The 16313-nt window shown below is 42.2% G+C and carries 16 protein-coding genes; 2 read left to right on the top strand and 14 right to left on the bottom strand.

Annotation, left to right across the window (positions count from 1 at the left end; genetic code table 11):
- Positions 1–13: 13 nt before the first annotated feature.
- The 8 genes from AC0VX1_RS07885 to AC0VX1_RS07850 all read right to left on the bottom strand — a co-directional run bounded on the left by AC0VX1_RS07885 (position 14) and on the right by AC0VX1_RS07850 (position 9374).
- The gene (locus AC0VX1_RS07885; RefSeq protein ID WP_034313905.1) at positions 14–1936 is read right to left on the bottom strand and encodes a stage V sporulation protein D; all 1923 of its coding nucleotides are present in this window, start codon (positions 1934–1936) and stop codon (positions 14–16) included.
- A 112-nt stretch (positions 1937–2048) separates the two neighbouring features.
- Entirely contained in the window at positions 2049–4205 is a 2157-nt protein-coding gene (locus AC0VX1_RS07880) for a penicillin-binding protein (protein ID WP_475470658.1), read from the bottom strand.
- A gap of 2 nt (positions 4206–4207) precedes the next feature.
- A complete protein-coding gene (ftsL, locus tag AC0VX1_RS07875) occupies positions 4208–4564 on the bottom strand; it encodes a cell division protein FtsL (protein WP_475470656.1) in 357 nt (118 codons plus the stop codon).
- A gap of 32 nt (positions 4565–4596) precedes the next feature.
- Positions 4597–5529, bottom strand: a complete 933-nt coding sequence (gene rsmH, locus AC0VX1_RS07870) for a 16S rRNA (cytosine(1402)-N(4))-methyltransferase RsmH (protein ID WP_475470654.1) — start codon at positions 5527–5529, stop codon at positions 4597–4599.
- A gap of 52 nt (positions 5530–5581) precedes the next feature.
- Positions 5582–6013 (bottom strand): division/cell wall cluster transcriptional repressor MraZ, encoded by a 432-nt coding sequence (gene mraZ / locus AC0VX1_RS07865; RefSeq protein ID WP_034313914.1) that lies wholly within the window; start codon positions 6011–6013, stop codon positions 5582–5584.
- 341 nt (positions 6014–6354) lie between these two features.
- Positions 6355–7983, bottom strand: coding sequence for a bacillithiol biosynthesis cysteine-adding enzyme BshC (gene bshC / locus AC0VX1_RS07860; RefSeq protein WP_336058904.1), 1629 nt, complete (start codon positions 7981–7983; stop codon positions 6355–6357).
- Positions 7984–8092: 109 nt separating this feature from the next.
- Positions 8093–8485 carry a DUF3397 domain-containing protein gene (locus AC0VX1_RS07855; protein WP_413021517.1) on the bottom strand — a complete coding sequence of 131 codons (393 nt, stop codon included), beginning with the start codon at positions 8483–8485 and terminating at the stop codon, positions 8093–8095.
- Positions 8486–8489: 4 nt separating this feature from the next.
- Positions 8490–9374: a 2-dehydropantoate 2-reductase gene (locus tag AC0VX1_RS07850; protein WP_475470652.1), complete on the bottom strand. Its 885-nt coding sequence runs from the start codon at positions 9372–9374 to the stop codon at positions 8490–8492.
- A gap of 472 nt (positions 9375–9846) precedes the next feature.
- Here AC0VX1_RS07850 and AC0VX1_RS07845 point away from each other — a divergent pair, with 472 nt between their 5' ends.
- Complete coding sequence (locus AC0VX1_RS07845) at positions 9847–10335, top strand: N-acetyltransferase (protein WP_034313924.1); 489 nt, start codon at positions 9847–9849, stop codon at positions 10333–10335.
- Positions 10336–10379: 44 nt separating this feature from the next.
- On the opposite strand, the gene AC0VX1_RS07840 is transcribed toward AC0VX1_RS07845, so the two are convergent.
- The 4 genes from AC0VX1_RS07840 to AC0VX1_RS07825 all read right to left on the bottom strand — a co-directional run bounded on the left by AC0VX1_RS07840 (position 10380) and on the right by AC0VX1_RS07825 (position 12753).
- Complete coding sequence (locus tag AC0VX1_RS07840; protein ID WP_034313926.1) at positions 10380–11000, bottom strand: RsfA family transcriptional regulator; 621 nt, start codon at positions 10998–11000, stop codon at positions 10380–10382.
- 79 nt (positions 11001–11079) lie between these two features.
- The gene (locus AC0VX1_RS07835) at positions 11080–11922 is read right to left on the bottom strand and encodes an enoyl-CoA hydratase/isomerase family protein (RefSeq protein WP_475470649.1); all 843 of its coding nucleotides are present in this window, start codon (positions 11920–11922) and stop codon (positions 11080–11082) included.
- 70 nt (positions 11923–11992) lie between these two features.
- Complete coding sequence (rpmF, locus tag AC0VX1_RS07830; RefSeq protein WP_034313929.1) at positions 11993–12166, bottom strand: 50S ribosomal protein L32; 174 nt, start codon at positions 12164–12166, stop codon at positions 11993–11995.
- Between the two features lie 65 nt (positions 12167–12231).
- On the bottom strand, positions 12232–12753 hold the full coding sequence (locus tag AC0VX1_RS07825) for a YceD family protein (RefSeq protein ID WP_034313932.1): 522 nt from the start codon (positions 12751–12753) through the stop codon (positions 12232–12234).
- 219 nt (positions 12754–12972) lie between these two features.
- On the opposite strand from AC0VX1_RS07825, the gene AC0VX1_RS07820 reads away from it, so the two are divergent.
- The gene (locus AC0VX1_RS07820) at positions 12973–14178 is read left to right on the top strand and encodes a nucleotidyltransferase (RefSeq protein WP_095678869.1); all 1206 of its coding nucleotides are present in this window, start codon (positions 12973–12975) and stop codon (positions 14176–14178) included.
- Positions 14179–14271: 93 nt separating this feature from the next.
- On the opposite strand, the gene AC0VX1_RS07815 is transcribed toward AC0VX1_RS07820, so the two are convergent.
- Both AC0VX1_RS07815 and AC0VX1_RS07810 read right to left on the bottom strand, forming a co-directional pair.
- Positions 14272–15297: a SepM family pheromone-processing serine protease gene (locus AC0VX1_RS07815; protein WP_475470646.1), complete on the bottom strand. Its 1026-nt coding sequence runs from the start codon at positions 15295–15297 to the stop codon at positions 14272–14274.
- Positions 15287–16084 (bottom strand): patatin-like phospholipase family protein, encoded by a 798-nt coding sequence (locus AC0VX1_RS07810; RefSeq protein ID WP_034313939.1) that lies wholly within the window; start codon positions 16082–16084, stop codon positions 15287–15289. The genes AC0VX1_RS07815 and AC0VX1_RS07810 overlap by 11 nt, the downstream gene beginning before the upstream one ends.
- Between the last annotated feature and the right edge of the window lie 229 nt (positions 16085–16313).

The following is a 16313-nucleotide window of genomic DNA, read 5'->3' as shown; positions in this document are numbered from 1 at the left end:
TATTATATTATACTTATTCTGTATTTTCGCCAAGATAAATTCTTATTGTAGAGCCTTGTTTTACTTTAACACCTGGATCTGGGGCTTGATTTATGACTTTATCCCCATTTCCGGCAATATCAAGCTTAAGGTCGATGAGCTGGGTTTGCAACTCTTTTTTGCTGAGACCCACGACGTCTGGTACCTCGACCATGACAGGATCCGTCCAGACCGTCTCCTTCTCAATCTGGTTTTTCCTTGGCTTGACGCCCATGGCCCTAAGTGAATCCTCCATGATATTCCCAACGATCGGTGCGGCAACGACCCCGCCGAATTGTACCGTTCCTTTCGGATTATCCACAGCTATATAAACGACGATTTGCGGATCATCCGCTGGAGCGACACCAATGAATGAGAGAATATAATTATTTTCAAGGTATCTGCCATTTTCAGCTTTTTGGGCTGTACCCGTTTTCCCGCCGACGCGGTACGACTCCACGAATGCTCCTTTACCGCTTCCTTGGGCGACAACGGATTCAAGCGCTTCCCGGACTTTCTTCGAGGTTGCTTCTGAAATCACCTTTTTCTTCGCCTGAGGGGTCTTTCTCATCAGCACTTCCCCATTTTTTGGATTCACGAGTTCCTTCGCGATATATGGTGTATACAAAGTCCCGCCATTCACGGCTGCCGATACAGCTGTCACCTGCTGAATGGGCGTTACGGCTACACCTTGTCCAAACGCAGTAGTTGCCTGCTCTACCGGACCCACTCTATCCATGTTGAACATGATTCCTTTTCCTTCTCCGGTTAAATCAATTCCCGTCTTTTGCCCAAAACCGAAATCATTTATATATTTAAACAGCTTGTCTTTACCAAGCCGGTTCCCTAATTCTACAAAACCCGGGTTACATGAGTTCTCGACCACTTCAAGAAAAGTTTGATCCCCATGCCCTCCGCTTTTCCAGCAATGCAGCGTTGATCCTGACACTTCCACATGTCCGGAATCATAAAAATGTTCCTTTTGTAAGTCGACCTTCCCTTCCTCAAGCGCCGCGGCAAGCGTGATGATCTTAAAAGTCGATCCTGGTTCATATATACTCCAAACTGGTAAATTACGATTATACACTTCCGAGGGGACATTTTGAAAATTGGCAGGGTCGAAGGTTGGCCTGCTGGACATTGCCAATATTTCCCCAGTGTTCGGGTCCATTGCAATGGCAATTATACCATCAGGATCATATGTCGCCTCCGCATTATCGAGCTCCCTCTCCACTATTGTCTGGATTTTGCTATCGATGGTCAGCTTCAAATTATCACCATCAACAGGGGGCTTATAGTCATCAGCCATATTCTCAAGCCTTTTCCCTTTCGCATCGGAGTAAAATTTAACGAATCCTTTTTCCCCGCTTAGTTCCTTATCATAAGACAATTCAATACCCATCAACCCTTGATTGTCAGAGCCTGTAAAGCCAAGAACATGTGAAAGGTATTCACCAAATGGGTAATGGCGCTTTGAATCTTCAGCGATGTATACGCCCTTTATCCCTAATGCTTTAATTTCCTTCGCCTTTTCGTGAGATATCTTTCTGCCTTCCGGAATTCTGACGCTCATCGCCTGTTTCGTTAACCATTGATAAGCCTTTTCCTTTGTCATATCCAATATTGAAGCAAGCTGTTCCGCCGTCTCCCCAGGATTCTCAATCTGTCTAGGGATGACATAGACTGTTGGCGCAGATATATTCGTTGCCAGCTCGACACCATTCCGATCCAGGATTTCTCCTCGTTTGGCTTCAAAAGGAATATTCCTGCTCCAGGAATCTTTAGCCAGCCCCGTCAACTTATCCCCTAGATAAAACTGTACAATTCCCAATCGGATATCAATGATAAAAAAAACAACGATACCGATCGCCAATGCGATTGCCAGCCGTTTTCGGACAGTAACATTCGAAACACGCAAAAACAGGCACCTCCATTTCATACATGCTTCAATATATGCTTGTCTACTCGATGCTAGACTAGAAACTTTGAAAGAAACAAAGAGGGAATCCAAATGGATTCCCTCTTTATCTTCACTCTGTTTTCTCTTTTGTCTGTATATCTTCACCAGCCCCATCAGGCTGGGATAATTCAATATTGAAGGTTTCCCCTTCATTTACCTTTTTCCCGGCCTTAAGACTCTGTTTACTCACGTATCCAGTACCTTCGGTTTTCAGATCCAGTTTTGCAACCTTAGCCAATTTCATGACATCGCGCAAGGACCATCCCTTCATGTCAGGAACTTTCATTTCGCCTTCCGTCCTGAGGATTATCTTTTCACCTTGTAAGAGTACACTCCCCGCTTTCGGGGATTGGTCGAGCACTTTACGTCCACTTCCGATCATACTTACATCATAACCAAGTTCCTTCAGTTCTGTAACAGCTGAACTCTCGGTTTGATTCGTATAGTCTTTGATTTTATTTGCTTTTTGTTTTTTAACTTCAGAAGGTTTTATGTTTAGATATTGCAGGCTATTTTGCATGACAGGATTAAATATCTCTGACAATGGATCAGCCCCAACATAAGATACACCTAACTTGGGCTGCTTGACCGCCACATACATGACCAACTGCGGATCATCTTTTGGAGCCATTCCTAAAAAGGAGAACACATAGTTATTTTTCCCTTCTAAATATCTACCTGTCGGACCCGCAATTTGTGCAGTACCGGTTTTCCCCGCTACTTGATATCCATCAATGGCATATTTTTTCCCTGTTCCTTTTTTCGCGGAAATTACCGTTTCCAAATAATCACGTACTTGTTTTGCAGTTTCTTCCGAAATCGGTTGCCCTGTCACTTTCGGCTTGGTCGTTTTCAAAATTTTTCCGGTATCCTGATCGGAAATGCTTTTTATCACGTACGGCCGCATCATTTTTCCGTCATTGGCTATTGCGGATGCAGCTTGGATTTGTTGAATCGGTGTAACGGTCGAACCCTGTCCAAAGGAGGTAGTCACTTTTTCAAGCTTATACTTGTATTGAATTTTACCGGTTATCTCGTTTGGCAGGTCAATTCCCGTTTTTTCATCAAATCCGAACTTAGTCAAATACTCACGGAACGTATCGGCTCCTATTTTATCCATCGCAAGTGTGGCAAAAGCGACGTTCGAGGAACGTTGAACCCCTTCCAGAAAGGTCATGCTCTTTCCTCTTTCGATTCCGCTATGATCCCCGATTTTACCCGATCCGGCTTTGTAGGTTCCTGCAACAAAGCTTTCATTCGGATTAAAGACCCCTTCCTCAACAGCCGCGGCAAGGGTGAATGTTTTCATGGTTGAACCCGGTTCGAAGGTTTCTTCAATTGCCAGGTTACGCCATGTATCCGTTAGCCCGACTTTCGTTGTCGGATGGAAGGTGGGTCTTTGCCCCATCGCCACAATCTCCCCCGTTTTGGGATTGGAGACAATCGCTATGATTTGTTCGGGATCATATTTTTCCTGCACTTTGCTCATCGAGTCTTCCAAGAATGTTTGTATTTTCTTGTCGATCGTAAGCATGACATCATTGCCATTATCAGGAGCAATGACCTTTTCCTTCTTATCCGGTAAGAGGAAGCCCCATGTGTCACTGTCATATGTCAGCTTCCCATCTGTTTCCTGCAATTCTTTATTGAGGTACCTTTCGATGCCGAACTTACCAGCCATTTCTCCCGTTTCCTCATCCTTTTCTACATAGCCAATCAGATGGGAGGCGAAAATCCCATTCGGATAAAAACGTTTATTCGTCCTTCCGAATGTAATTCCCGGCAGTTCCAATTTTTCTATTTTCTGCTTGACGACCTGAGTCAAATCCTTGCCGGCACTGCCAAACTCCACTTGGTATGCCTTTTTTTTCGTAAGTCTTTCATAGATGTCCTGTTCATCCATGTCGATATATTTAGCAAGCTCATTCGCGGTCTTCTCCGGATCCTTGACATGCTCCGGCTCCTTTTCACTAAGTACTGCCCTTAAGATATAGGAGGAAGTATCTTCGGCGATGACTTCACCTTTTGTATCGAGTATGCTTCCCCTTTTTGCTTCTATGACCTGTTTTTTTTCATATTTCTTTTCGATTTTCGAAGCCAGTACCTCCCCGCCTGCTGTACCCGTCACCTGAATATACAAAAAGCGGCAGACTAAAACAAAAAAGAGCAGGCCGAATAAGAAGAATAATCCGGCTGCCCCATGCTTCATATTTTTTTGTTTCTGCATTATCACTGCACACCCTTCACATTATTCTCATTTAACTTGAACCCTAGCGCTGCAGCTTTTTTCCAAATTCTCTCGTATGTACTAAGTTCAGCAACCTGCACTTTCAAATCATCATTCACTTTACCCTGTTCTTCAATCGACGTTTCCACTAGCTGGATCTCTTTATTCGTTTCATAGATGGCCGCTTGAGTAGAGACTATTTTCACTCCTATGAAGGTAACCATGATAGCAAGGGCACATAGTAAGAAAACTTCACCAATGGATATCTTCGCTTTACGGATGACCACTGTTTGCTGTGCCTGTTGCTGCTGTTGGTCTTCATATTGCTGTTCTTGTACTTTTTTGGCTATGGAACTCATTCATGTTCCCCCTCACTGATATTTTTCTGTAATCATTGCTTTTCGGCGATTCTTAGCTTAGCCGACCGGGAACGATTATTCCCTTCCAATTCTTCTTCTGAAGGTAAAATCGGTTTTCTCGTAAGTATTTTCATAGTTGGTTTGAATTCATCCGGGATAACTGGAAGTCCAGGCGGAAGATCCGGCATGCTACTGGCCTTTTTAAATACCGTTTTACAAATTCTATCTTCGAGCGAATGGAATGTAATGACAGATATTCTTCCCTCTTTATCCAAAAGCGAAATGGCCTGCTCCAGGGAATCTTCAAAGACACCAAGTTCGTCATTCACAGCGATCCTTATTGCTTGGAACACTCGTTTCGCAGGGTGTCCGCCTTTACGTCTTGCCGGGGCCGGTATCCCATCCTTAATTAATTCCACAAGTTCGAACGTCGTTTCAATCGGTTTTATTTCACGTGCCGCTTCAATTTTCCTGGCAATTTGTTTCGAAAACTTTTCTTCTCCATATTGGAAGAAAATTCTCAGCAAATCATGGAATGACCAAGTATTCACGACATCATAGGCAGAAATGGCTGCATTTTGGTCCATCCTCATATCCAATGGTGCATCATGGTTATAGCTGAAACCACGCTCCGGTGTATCCAATTGCGGGGATGACACACCTAAATCATAAAGGATCCCGTCCACTTTCTCGATTCCCCGGGCATTCAACTCTTCTTTTAAGTATTTAAAATTATTAGGAACAAGAACAATACGTTCGCCATAGCTTTCCAATTTTTCCTTAGCATTCCGAATCGCCGTTTCGTCCTGATCAAAAGCATAAAGCCTGCCCTTGTCAGAGAGCTGTGAAAGTAAGTATTCGCTGTGACCGGCTCCTCCTAAAGTACAATCCACATAAATTCCATCAGGTTTGATGTTCAATCCATCAACCGTCTCTTTTAATAACACTGTTGTATGTTGAAACATGCTAGACATCCTTCCAATCGGTTATTGAGTGACTCTATTTCTGAGGGCAGCCTTAAATATCAAAGCCAATCATATTTTCTGCTATCTCAGCGAAAGAATCCTCCGAAGCTGAAAAATAGTTTTCCCAAAGGGATTTGCTCCAAATCTCAATACGATTGGTAACACCAAGAATTACACATTCTTTTTCCAATTGGCCATATGAAGTAAGCGGCGTGGGGATATTAATTCGCCCTTGTTTATCAATTTCGCATTCTGTAGCTGCAGAAAAGAAAAAACGGGTAAAGGCTCGGGCATCTTTTTTTGTTAAAGGCAGGGCTTTCAGCTTTTCTTCTAGCAGCTTCCACTCTTCCATAGGGTAACCAAATAAACATTGATCAAGTCCGCGGGTAAGGACAAATTGCTCCCCGAGATTTTCCCTGAATTTCACCGGGACTATCAAACGGCCCTTTATATCGATGTTATGATGGTACTCTCCCATGAACATACCCACTACCCCCACATTCTAATCTCAATGTACCACATTCCCCCACCTTTCTCCACTTGTTTTTACTTTCTCCTTCCAAGTAAAAATTACCTTCTTTTCTTATTAAGTTTATTTAGCCAAATTATTCAAAGAAACGTGCATTTCCCTCGAATGCACTCAAACTAAGACGCAGGCCCACCATTACTGTCGAAGCCCCGCCTGACAAGTACTCAGAAACAGAAAAAAAGACAGGCTTTAGCACCTGTCTTTTTTCACATTTCAATCCCTCCATCAGGATTGGTTTGTGGCAACCATATTCAAAATGATCTACCCGCCACTTTCCGCCAAAACGGATGGTTTTTCTAAATGAAAATCAATTTATGCTGATTATTGAAGCGATAGTCCAGTTTCATCATATCCCTTACGAGCTCTGGCCCATATTGATTCAAGTAATAAAACACATTCCAAATCCTCTCCTGGGGTGATTCGAGAGGGTACAGCGAATTTGCTACCCGATCATATTTTTTCAAGATGACCGAATGTCGTTCCTTTGTACGGTCACCGATTTTGCCATACATGAAATTCAATTGCTTTTGAATGAATTCAATGTTCTTGTTCAACATGGGCTCGAGCCCCCTATCCAAAGAGACAGCGTGGACAAAAAGCTTTTCGTGGTTCTCTTCAAGCTGTGATTTCAACGTCCCGAACAGGGTGTCAATCGTTTCATCTTTAACGGAATCAAGGTAACTTTCCACAGCATTAGCGGTTCCTTCAGTCAGAACAGTTTCCAAACTGAGTTCCATTTCTTCAAGGTCGCTTTGGATACTCCGCTCCACCAGCGTGATATTCAACCTAGGAATGATTGGCGGCATCTTCATGGAAAACAACTCAAACACCTTTTTTAATTCTGCCCAATAGGCTATTTCCCCTGGCCCAGAAACGAATGCCAATACAGGGAAAAGCATTTCCTGCATGAGCGGGCGTGTAATGACATTGTTGCTTAATCGTTCTGGATGATTTCTGGCTATCTGCAAGAGTTCTTCCCCTGTAAATGATACCTCACCGTTTTTTCCGCTGAAACCGCCTTCTACACGTTCGAGTAAACATCGATCTTTTTTTTCTGGATCATAATAAAATAAATTAGCGGCGCGTTTATCCATTTCAATCATTTTTGCATACCCTTTCGCATGCATGAATGATTGCTGTTCCTCGACCACTTCAGCAATCCGTCCACTTTCATTGACCATCGATTCAAAGTATGCCTTCTCAATTCGCCTTAAATCCGGATCTCCGGCATCGACTAGTAAAAGGCCATATTCTTTGAACCATTCATGAATCAGCTCGGCGAAGAAATCGACGAAGGTATTCGATCTCTTAATGGTTTCCTTCATATCAATCAGGAGTTTGTTCGTAAATTCCGTTTCTCCATAAGTTTCAATGATTTCCTCAAGCCACTTCTCTGCCTTTTCCGTTTCCAGCTCCACATCAGAAACCATTGTTTTATATGGCTGGTAGGAAGGATACGTTTTTTTATCGGGTTTTCCGTTTTTCATAACATAAACATGATTGACCTCAGCCAAATCATGATCTTCTCCAGCTATCCAAAAAACCGGAATGACTGGCTGCCCCAGTTTTTTTTCCTGTTCTTCCGCAAGCTTAATGATCGATATCACTTTATGAATGGTATACAGCGGCCCTGATAATAACCCAGCCTGCTGTCCTCCAATCACAACAACGGAATCATCCCTGCGCAGCCTTCCAATATTACCCTTAACTGCCTCACTGAATGAAAGTCGAGACATGTATTGTTGTATGTAATCCGACAATTCATCACGTGAAAAAGAGCGGTTCATCAATTCTTCATATCTATTGTGATAAATGTCAGGCTTAGACAAGTCATAGTGAAAATAATCCTCCGTTTCAAGACGGTTTTGTAAATAGTCCGATGCAAAACGGTTTAAAGATGGTAACGCGAGATCTTTCATCTCCATTTCTGTTCTCCCTTTCTCTGCAACTACAATTCTTTTTAGAGTATAACATTCCGGTTTAAGAAAACAAAAGAAGTTGCCCAGCAGCAGAAAATTGATGCGATGTTCTATGTTATGTAGTCAATATCTTCGTAATACTTGTAATTATTCCAATGGAAAACAATAGAAGGTAAGCCACGAAAAAAAAGGCGAAGTTCACTCTCCAAAAACCCTTTAATACCTTATGGAAAATGATTTCTTCTTTTACCTTGTAATGGACAAGAACCACCACGAATGCGTTGATGAGCATGATGAGCATGATCACCCAAATAATTTGCATATCCCAGATCGTAATGATCAAATAATGGACGGATAATACGAACAGCAGCGTACTCATGTCCATTGCAAATTGAACGGAGCGCCGATGGTTTCCAGTGAATTGTTTGGCACCTATAAAAAAAAGTATATACCCTACGAAAGGCAAGGTAATAAATATCGCGGCAAAGCTTGAAACTACGTACGGCACATCCTCATCCCCCCTGAGACTCTTTTCCTTTGACCATCTTATATAGAGAAGACGTCAGGCAATCACTTTTCCCTTTACTCTTTGCCTCCAAGAGGATATGACCCAAAATGGCATCAATTTCCGTTTTACGGCCATTTTCTAAATCTTTTAGCATGGAAGATCGATTTTCCGCAGTTGCGATGCAAACGGCTTTAACATGTTCAAATGACTCATCCTTATTTTGAACTTCCAAAATACCGGAGATTTCTTCAAAAAGCTCTTGAAATAATTGGTAGTAAAAAGAGTTAGTGATTAAACCGCCATTTTCCACACCAAGTATCGCCGTTAATGGATTTATCACCGCATTGACGACAAGCTTATCCATCAGCATCGAGTGAAAATCTTCACTCTTCGTAAAAGGAAAATGATCGATCCTTTCATTCACTAGCGATAGTTGCTCAAGTTCCCCGCTAAAGGAAGCGATTCTTGTCATGCCCAGTCCCGTATGCTCCACGGTATTCCCATCATGTTTCAATGCTCCATGCTCCACTACCCCCACATATATGGTCGGGGATTGAAGCTGCTTTAAATAAGAAATATGCCCATAGCCATTCTGCAAGAATAGCAATGGAACCTGAAAATCTTTGATCCTAGGCAGTATTTGCGGCAGGTGATATTGCTTGACGGCCACTATAAGAAGATCCACATCCGATATCCCTTCATCCAGCCCCTTGGACATGATGCCCGTCTGCAGTCGGCTTTCACCATCCGCAATAAGACGGATTCCATCACGTTGGATGATGGACGCCTGATCCGCAGTATGGGTATAGAGAGTCACATTATGCTTTTCACTTAAACGGGACGCAAACAGCAGCCCTATGGCCCCTCCGCCAATGATTCCAATTCTCATGATAACCTTCCTTACTTTTTGAAATATATTTACTATTTTATCACATTATCTTTTTTAGCCTGCACGAATTTTCCCATCGTTGGAAAACACAGCCATTCCGATTGAATGAAACGACGGAACTGCCATTAACGATGGCTCGTCATAAAATACCAGCGGAAAGAATGATTAATACGCCATTGAAGATATAATATTTTCTTCTTTAAGTGTTAATTTAATGGTATATTAGATACGAAAAGCTTAGCCATTTTGAAGACTTTACAGAAACAAAAGATAACTCCAAACTCACCCCAAAAGAAATTGAAGGGAAAAGGGCGGGGAATAAAAGGCTATAAGCATTTAGTAAGCTAGGATAAGTCGATGATGTCATACTAGATTTAACCTAAGTTGAAATTCCACATGGCAAAGATCAGTGGGATGACTTTCAAAGGGTACTATCGGAAGAGGTTTATCAGAATTAAGGGGGAGCTTTTTTATGGAATACAAGGTTGAACGATTACTTGTAAATTTTAAAACGCTTGAGGAATTCAAAAAATTCAAAGAATACGGGATACAGGAACTGTCCATGCTAGATGATTTAGAAGGTAACATCATTGAAAATGACAGCCAATCACCTTTTTACGGAATCTTTTATGGCGATAAACTTGTAGCTCGAATGAGCCTTTATAAAAGAAGCGCTAAATTCGACCAGTATTTTGACAATTCCAGGGATTTCCTTGTTCTTTGGAAACTTGAAGTCCTGCCTAACTATCAGAAAAAAGGGTATGGAAGAGCTTTGGTCGAATTCGCCAAAAGCCTGAACATGCCTATCAAAACTAACCCAAGAGTCCATTCACAAGACTTTTGGAAAAAGATGGGTTTTTCTGCTGTTTCCTATGATTTGGACAGGGACCTCGGAGAAAACCCTCTGATTTGGAGCCCATTTGACGTACAAGATAAGAAAGAAATAGATACACAAGAATAAGGAAGCATCAAGAAAATGCGGGCGGATTTTCCCACCCGCATTTTTTATTTATTGACCCTTTCCAAATTACCATTCTTATCCATTTGGAAGCTCACCTTCGGATTCGCCTTTTCGTCCTCCTGGACACTAAGTTTTCTTGCGCGCTCCATGATCTGCATTAACGCACGATAATCTTCCTCAACAGCTTTCAGGTTTTCCTTAAGCAGGACATTCTCTTCCAGTAATCGGACATTTTCCCGTTCAAGAAATAGGGAACGCTCAGAAATCCGTTCTTTTTCTTTATTATCAAGCTGAAAGAATTCATCCATTTTGGTTAAATATAATATAACTTCCTGAAGGGTAATAGATTCTTTATCTTCATGCTCGGGCGTTATTTCTTCAATCGTGACATTTTCGACCGTTGCAATCGAATCCCTTTCCACTTCAGGATTATTGACTACCTGTTCTTTCCTTTGCTTTTTCGCCAGCTCTATCCCTGATTTATATTGCTTCCTCACAAATGAATTCCAACGGAACCCACAAGCAGCAGATGTCCTCGATAACTGTTTCCCCACTTCTTCAAACGCCTTTAATTGTGTACTGCCTTCCCGTATATGCCTCAGTACCACTTCAGCCAACAACAGATCCTCATCATGAGTCCATGCATCTTGTCTCGCAATCGTCATCTCTCTACCTCCTTAGCAAGTTTTAATTCATAATATGCACATGCTAGGAAAGATAGAAGATATATAGAGCGTGTAATATTTATTTTTTCTTATTTAGAAAACGCTCGACTGCAGCATGATGCTCATCACTCGCCCACAGTTTGGAACATTCCCGGATTTCCGCATCCATTCTTCCTTTAAGCCCGCTATCCTGCCATTTATGTACCAGCAATCGTTTATAGGCCATCAATACCCCTGTCTCATGGCGAAGAAAATCTTCCGCAAACCATTCCCATCCATCCGTACCTTCTCCGACTATCTCATCTACGAAACCAAGTTCCTTCGCTTCCTCAGCTTTATGTACTTTTGCATCCAATAATAGCTTTAGCGCTTTTTGCTCTGGTATTTTTTCAAGTAAAAGCGAAGCTCCGCCCCAGCCAGTCGTTATTCCTAGAGTACCTTGTACAAACCCTAGCCTAGCTTCCCTCTTTGATAACCTGAAATCACAAGCTGTCGCTATTTCGCATCCGCCGCCGAAAGCACTTCCATTGATTAGCGCTATTGTCGGTTTTGGGAAAACTGCTAGTTTATACAGAATTTCACCCATTTTCGATAACATAGCAAAGGCCTCTTCTTCTGTATGCAAATCCTGAAATTCCCTTAGATCCCCGCCTGAACAGAACGCCTCAGAGCCCGTCCCGGTCAGGACCAGCAACTTAACTTCATCATCGCATGCAGCTTCCGATAATATCGACTCAAGTTCGTCCATCAGCTGATAATTCACGGCATTCCTTTTCTCCGGTCTATTAAATAGGAGCTTCATGAAACCGCGTTTACTCTTTTCAACTTCAATCACCTGATCCATGTAAACACCTTCTCCAAAATCATCGGCAAACGCGAATGATTCAAAATATTCTGCCAAATGTATTTGTAAAAAAAGCACAGAGAAAAATCCCTGCGCTTTGATTAGCGTGTTGCATCAAGAGAGCTAAGCTCTCAAGTAGGTCAAGAAATTATTTTGCGACAACTTCTTTTCCTTTATATGTTCCACATTCTTTACAAACGTGATGTGAAAGAGTCATTCCACCACAGCTCGGGCATTCTACCATACCAGGTACTTGAAGCTTGAAGTGTGTACGACGTTTTCTTTTTACAGTTTTCGACGTTCTTCTAAAAGGTACAGCCATTATTCCCACCTCCTTAAAAAATATAAAAAAGCTGGAAAAATCGGATTAACGATTTTTCGTTCCAATCAAGATTCTTTATTGTTGTCAAAAAAGTCGGCAAGCTTTGCAAATCTCGGATCAACCTTATGCTCATTTTCCTCTTCGGAAATAACAGCCCAGTCTTTCCCAGATTGAGGAGCAGCTTCATTCGAATCGACATCCTCACAAAAAACCTGCATCGGAATTTCTAGCAATAAATTTTCTTTAATTACCGGTATTAGGTCTACAACGTCGCCTTCCACAACAGTGACATCATCTCCGTAGAAATCTGTGCCATCTGCCTTTAAAAGAAAGGTTTCCTTTGTATCAATATCAATCGGATATTTAACGTCTACCAGTGTACGGGAGCAAGGTAATGTTAATTCACCTGAAAGATGCAAGTGAAAAGTAATCTCGGTCGAGCTGATATCAGCTCTTCCTTCTACTCTGATCGGAGAAACATCGCGAATTTGCGGGTCTCTTTCTCTAATGTCCAAGACATCCACCAGTTCATCAAACCGTAAATCTTTGTCCCGAATTTTTTGAAGTTGACTAATCGTCCATTTCAAATGAAATCACCTCAAGGCAACAAAAATAATTATAGCTTTCAATTATAAGTTTGTCAATATTTTTTCTTTACACTATAATGTAGTCATCCTAACTGATTGTCTAAGTTTTATGAATCATTTCTAACAAAAAATCCAGACGATTACTTATAGTAATTTTACTTGAAATACTATTTTAGCACTAAGTTGATAAAATACAAAGTTTTTCTCTGAGGTGAACGAATGAAAGCTTGCGGTTTAGTAGTCGAATATAACCCTTTTCACAATGGACATGTTTTACATGCAAGAGAAAGTAGAGAAAAAACAGGGGCAGATGTCGTTGTCGCTGTTATGAGCGGGCCCTTCTTACAGCGTGGCGAGCCAGCTATCGTCAGCAAGTGGACACGCGCCGAAATGGCCTTGAATGGCGGCATTGATCTTGTCATTGAGCTGCCATATGCTTTCGCGACACAGAAGGCTGAAATATTTGCAAAAGGATCTATTGCTCTTTTGGAATCGCTAGGCTGTGACTCTTTTTGCTTCGGAAGCGAGGATGGCAAAATTGAACCATTCATCATCGCCCACAAAATCCTTTCGGAAAATTCCGCTGCATTCGATGCCGCAATCAAATCGGCCATGGATGCCGGTAATAGTTATCCGTCAAGTGCTGCCCAGGCTTATCGTTCAATCATCCATGGTGATGCGGCATTGGATTTGACGAAGCCGAATAATATCCTTGGAAAAGAATATGTAAGTGCTGCCCTTTCAAACGGCTACTCCATTCGCCCTTATACGATTCAAAGGGTCGCTGCAGGGTACCATGAAACAAAGTTGTCCAAAGACCCTATTGCCAGCGCAACGGGGATACGTAAAGCCATCCATGAACACCAGGAATTACATTCTGTTTCCAGTTATATTCCTCAAGCGACGATGAGTGGCCTTGAGCAATATTTAACACGCTACCATGCCTTGCATGACTGGGAAATGTATTGGCCCATGTTGAAATACCGTATCCTATCTTCCTCTTTAACCGAATTGGCAGGAATATACGAAGTTGAGGAAGGCATAGAGCACCGAATGAAGGAGATGGCCAAACAATCTTCGAGCTTTTCTGGATTCATGGCAGCGCTGAAGACAAAACGCTACACATGGACACGGCTGCAGCGGATGTGTGTCCATATATTGACGCATACATTCAAGGAACAGGTAATTCATAATGACCAACCGGCCTATATCAGACTTCTTGGCATGAATGGCCGGGGGCAAGAATATCTTCGTTCTGTAAAAAAAGGCTTGCCCCTCCCGCTCATCTCTAAACTTTCGTCCTATCGGAAGCAGGACATCGATTCGGACTTGCGAGCAGCACAGGTGTATGCCCTGGGCTTGCCCGAGCCGCATCAAGCTGCATTGATGAAACGTGAATATGAATCTCCCATCATTTTCAAATGAAAAGGGAGTCAAGCTTGGCCGTTTTCATCCTTAAGTGTAAAAAGCTAATCATGAAAAAAAGCGCAGACAGTAGATGACTGCCTGCGCTTTTTTTCATTTTCCTTTTCCATTTAGCTTCGTTAAATAGGCTACTGCATCTTCAAAGTTGTCAACCGGTACGATCTTCATGTCAGTGTCAATATCCTTTGCTGCAATGAGTGCATCTTCATAATTCGAACCCGCTGCTCCATTTTCATTCGGGGCAAAGAATATTTCGGCTCCAGACTTATCGGCTGCAACAATTTTCTGTTGAATTCCGCCAATTGGACCGACTGACCCATCATCAGACATCGTGCCCGTACCCGCTATGTCATATCCACTTGTAAGATCGCCTTTCGTTAATTGATTATAAATTTCCAACGAAAACATTAAACCAGCCGAAGGACCGCCTATATGTTCTGAATCTATGGCAATCGCCGGTTTTGTGTTCACTCTTCGATTGTCATCCAGCGAAATGCCGATTCCTACCCTATTTGGGTCATTTTTAAAAGGCTGTAATGAAAGAACGGCCGTTTTCTCTGTCTCTTCCCGCTTATAGACTATTTTAACTTCATCTCCGGCCTTCTTTTCGTTAATATAGTCCATGAATTCCTGTGCAGACTTGAATTTAACATCATCAACTTGAATGATTTGATCGCCCGCCTTCAGCTCTTTTGCTGCCGGCATTCCTTTTAGCACGTCCAAAACATATACACCCAGGTACTCGTATTCAACTCCTTTCCCTGCTTTTTCATATGCGATCTTAATGGCATTATTTTTAGAACCATCCATTAAGTGGAGCTGCCTGATATTATATTCTTCATCTGTTTCATCTTCGCTTCGGATGGAGGTTTCCGGATAAAGCTCCTGATACTTGCTCCACTTCGCCATCATGTAGGAGTATATATTTGCCCGGCCCATCCTTACAGTGGTTAACATAAAGCTTCCTTTCGCTTCATCTCCTCCGGATACCTCAATGATTGGCTCCAATTCTTTAGCCATTCCTGGTTTCGATACATAAAAAGGTAGGGAATAAAGGGCTGATGCTATGAGAAGTATAGCCACAACCAGGAAAGTGCGTACATACGTTTTACGGCTCATCTTCAAAGGACTCCTTCCAAGTAACAATGCTCTGCTTAATTTGATCTATCTTACCTCTTGCTGCTTCTTCTCCAATACTAATTATTTCCTGTACGTTTGTAAATGATTTCGAGCTGTATTTCTCAACCCTGGGGCGTATCATGACGTCTGAAGCAAACTCCCTGCTTTTAACCAGCTCCATTTGCAGGATATCGAGGCTTTGCATGATGACGTCATATATGGAGTTTATCTCCATATCCTGTTTCACGTGAGCTACATCCACACCAATTATGATGTCTGCTCCCATATCTTTCACAACTGAAACAGGAACCCTGTCAACTACGCCGCCATCAACAAGCAGTCTGTTTCCGATTCTTTCGGGAATGAAAATCCCGGGAATGGAGATGCTTGCCCTTACAGCCGGTGCGATGGGACCTTCCTGAAAAATGACCTTTTCCCCCGTTTTTATATCAGTGGCTACCACCGCCACAGGAATATCAAGTTCTTCAAATTTCTTTCCATATGTAAATACCCTGATTAAATCCTTTGTCCGCTTACCCGAAATGAAGCCCATCTTAGGTATGGTGAAGTCCAAATAATACTTCCGCTTAAATGCACGGGACAACTTATACAGCCTCTCGATATCCGACCCCGCTCCATAAAAGGCTGCAACCATTGCTCCCATGCTGCTTCCAGCAATCATATCTATCGGAATGCCTTCTTGCTGCAATACCTTTATCACGCCAATATGTGCAAACCCCCTAGCTCCTCCTGACCCAAGTGCAAGCCCGACTTTTGGTTTCGACAAAGATATCCCTCCCGCTTTAACTAGTTCAAAATATTGAAATAACACTCATTCAAAGTTATGGTCTTAAACGGATTTATAGAAGCATATTATTTATATTGACAGTGAAACAAGCATGGCAGATATATTCCATTGTGCGGATCATCCCTCTTTACATGTCGGTACAATCCTTATTCCATCATGCGCTTACTTTTCGAGAAAAAGAAGTTCATATTTTATTATATACGAAACG

The sequence above is a fragment of the Peribacillus sp. QJM3NY_7 genome, from assembly GCF_056173225.1.
Note: the sequence above shows the minus strand (reverse complement) of the source record. Positions and strands in the feature narration are given on the sequence as shown.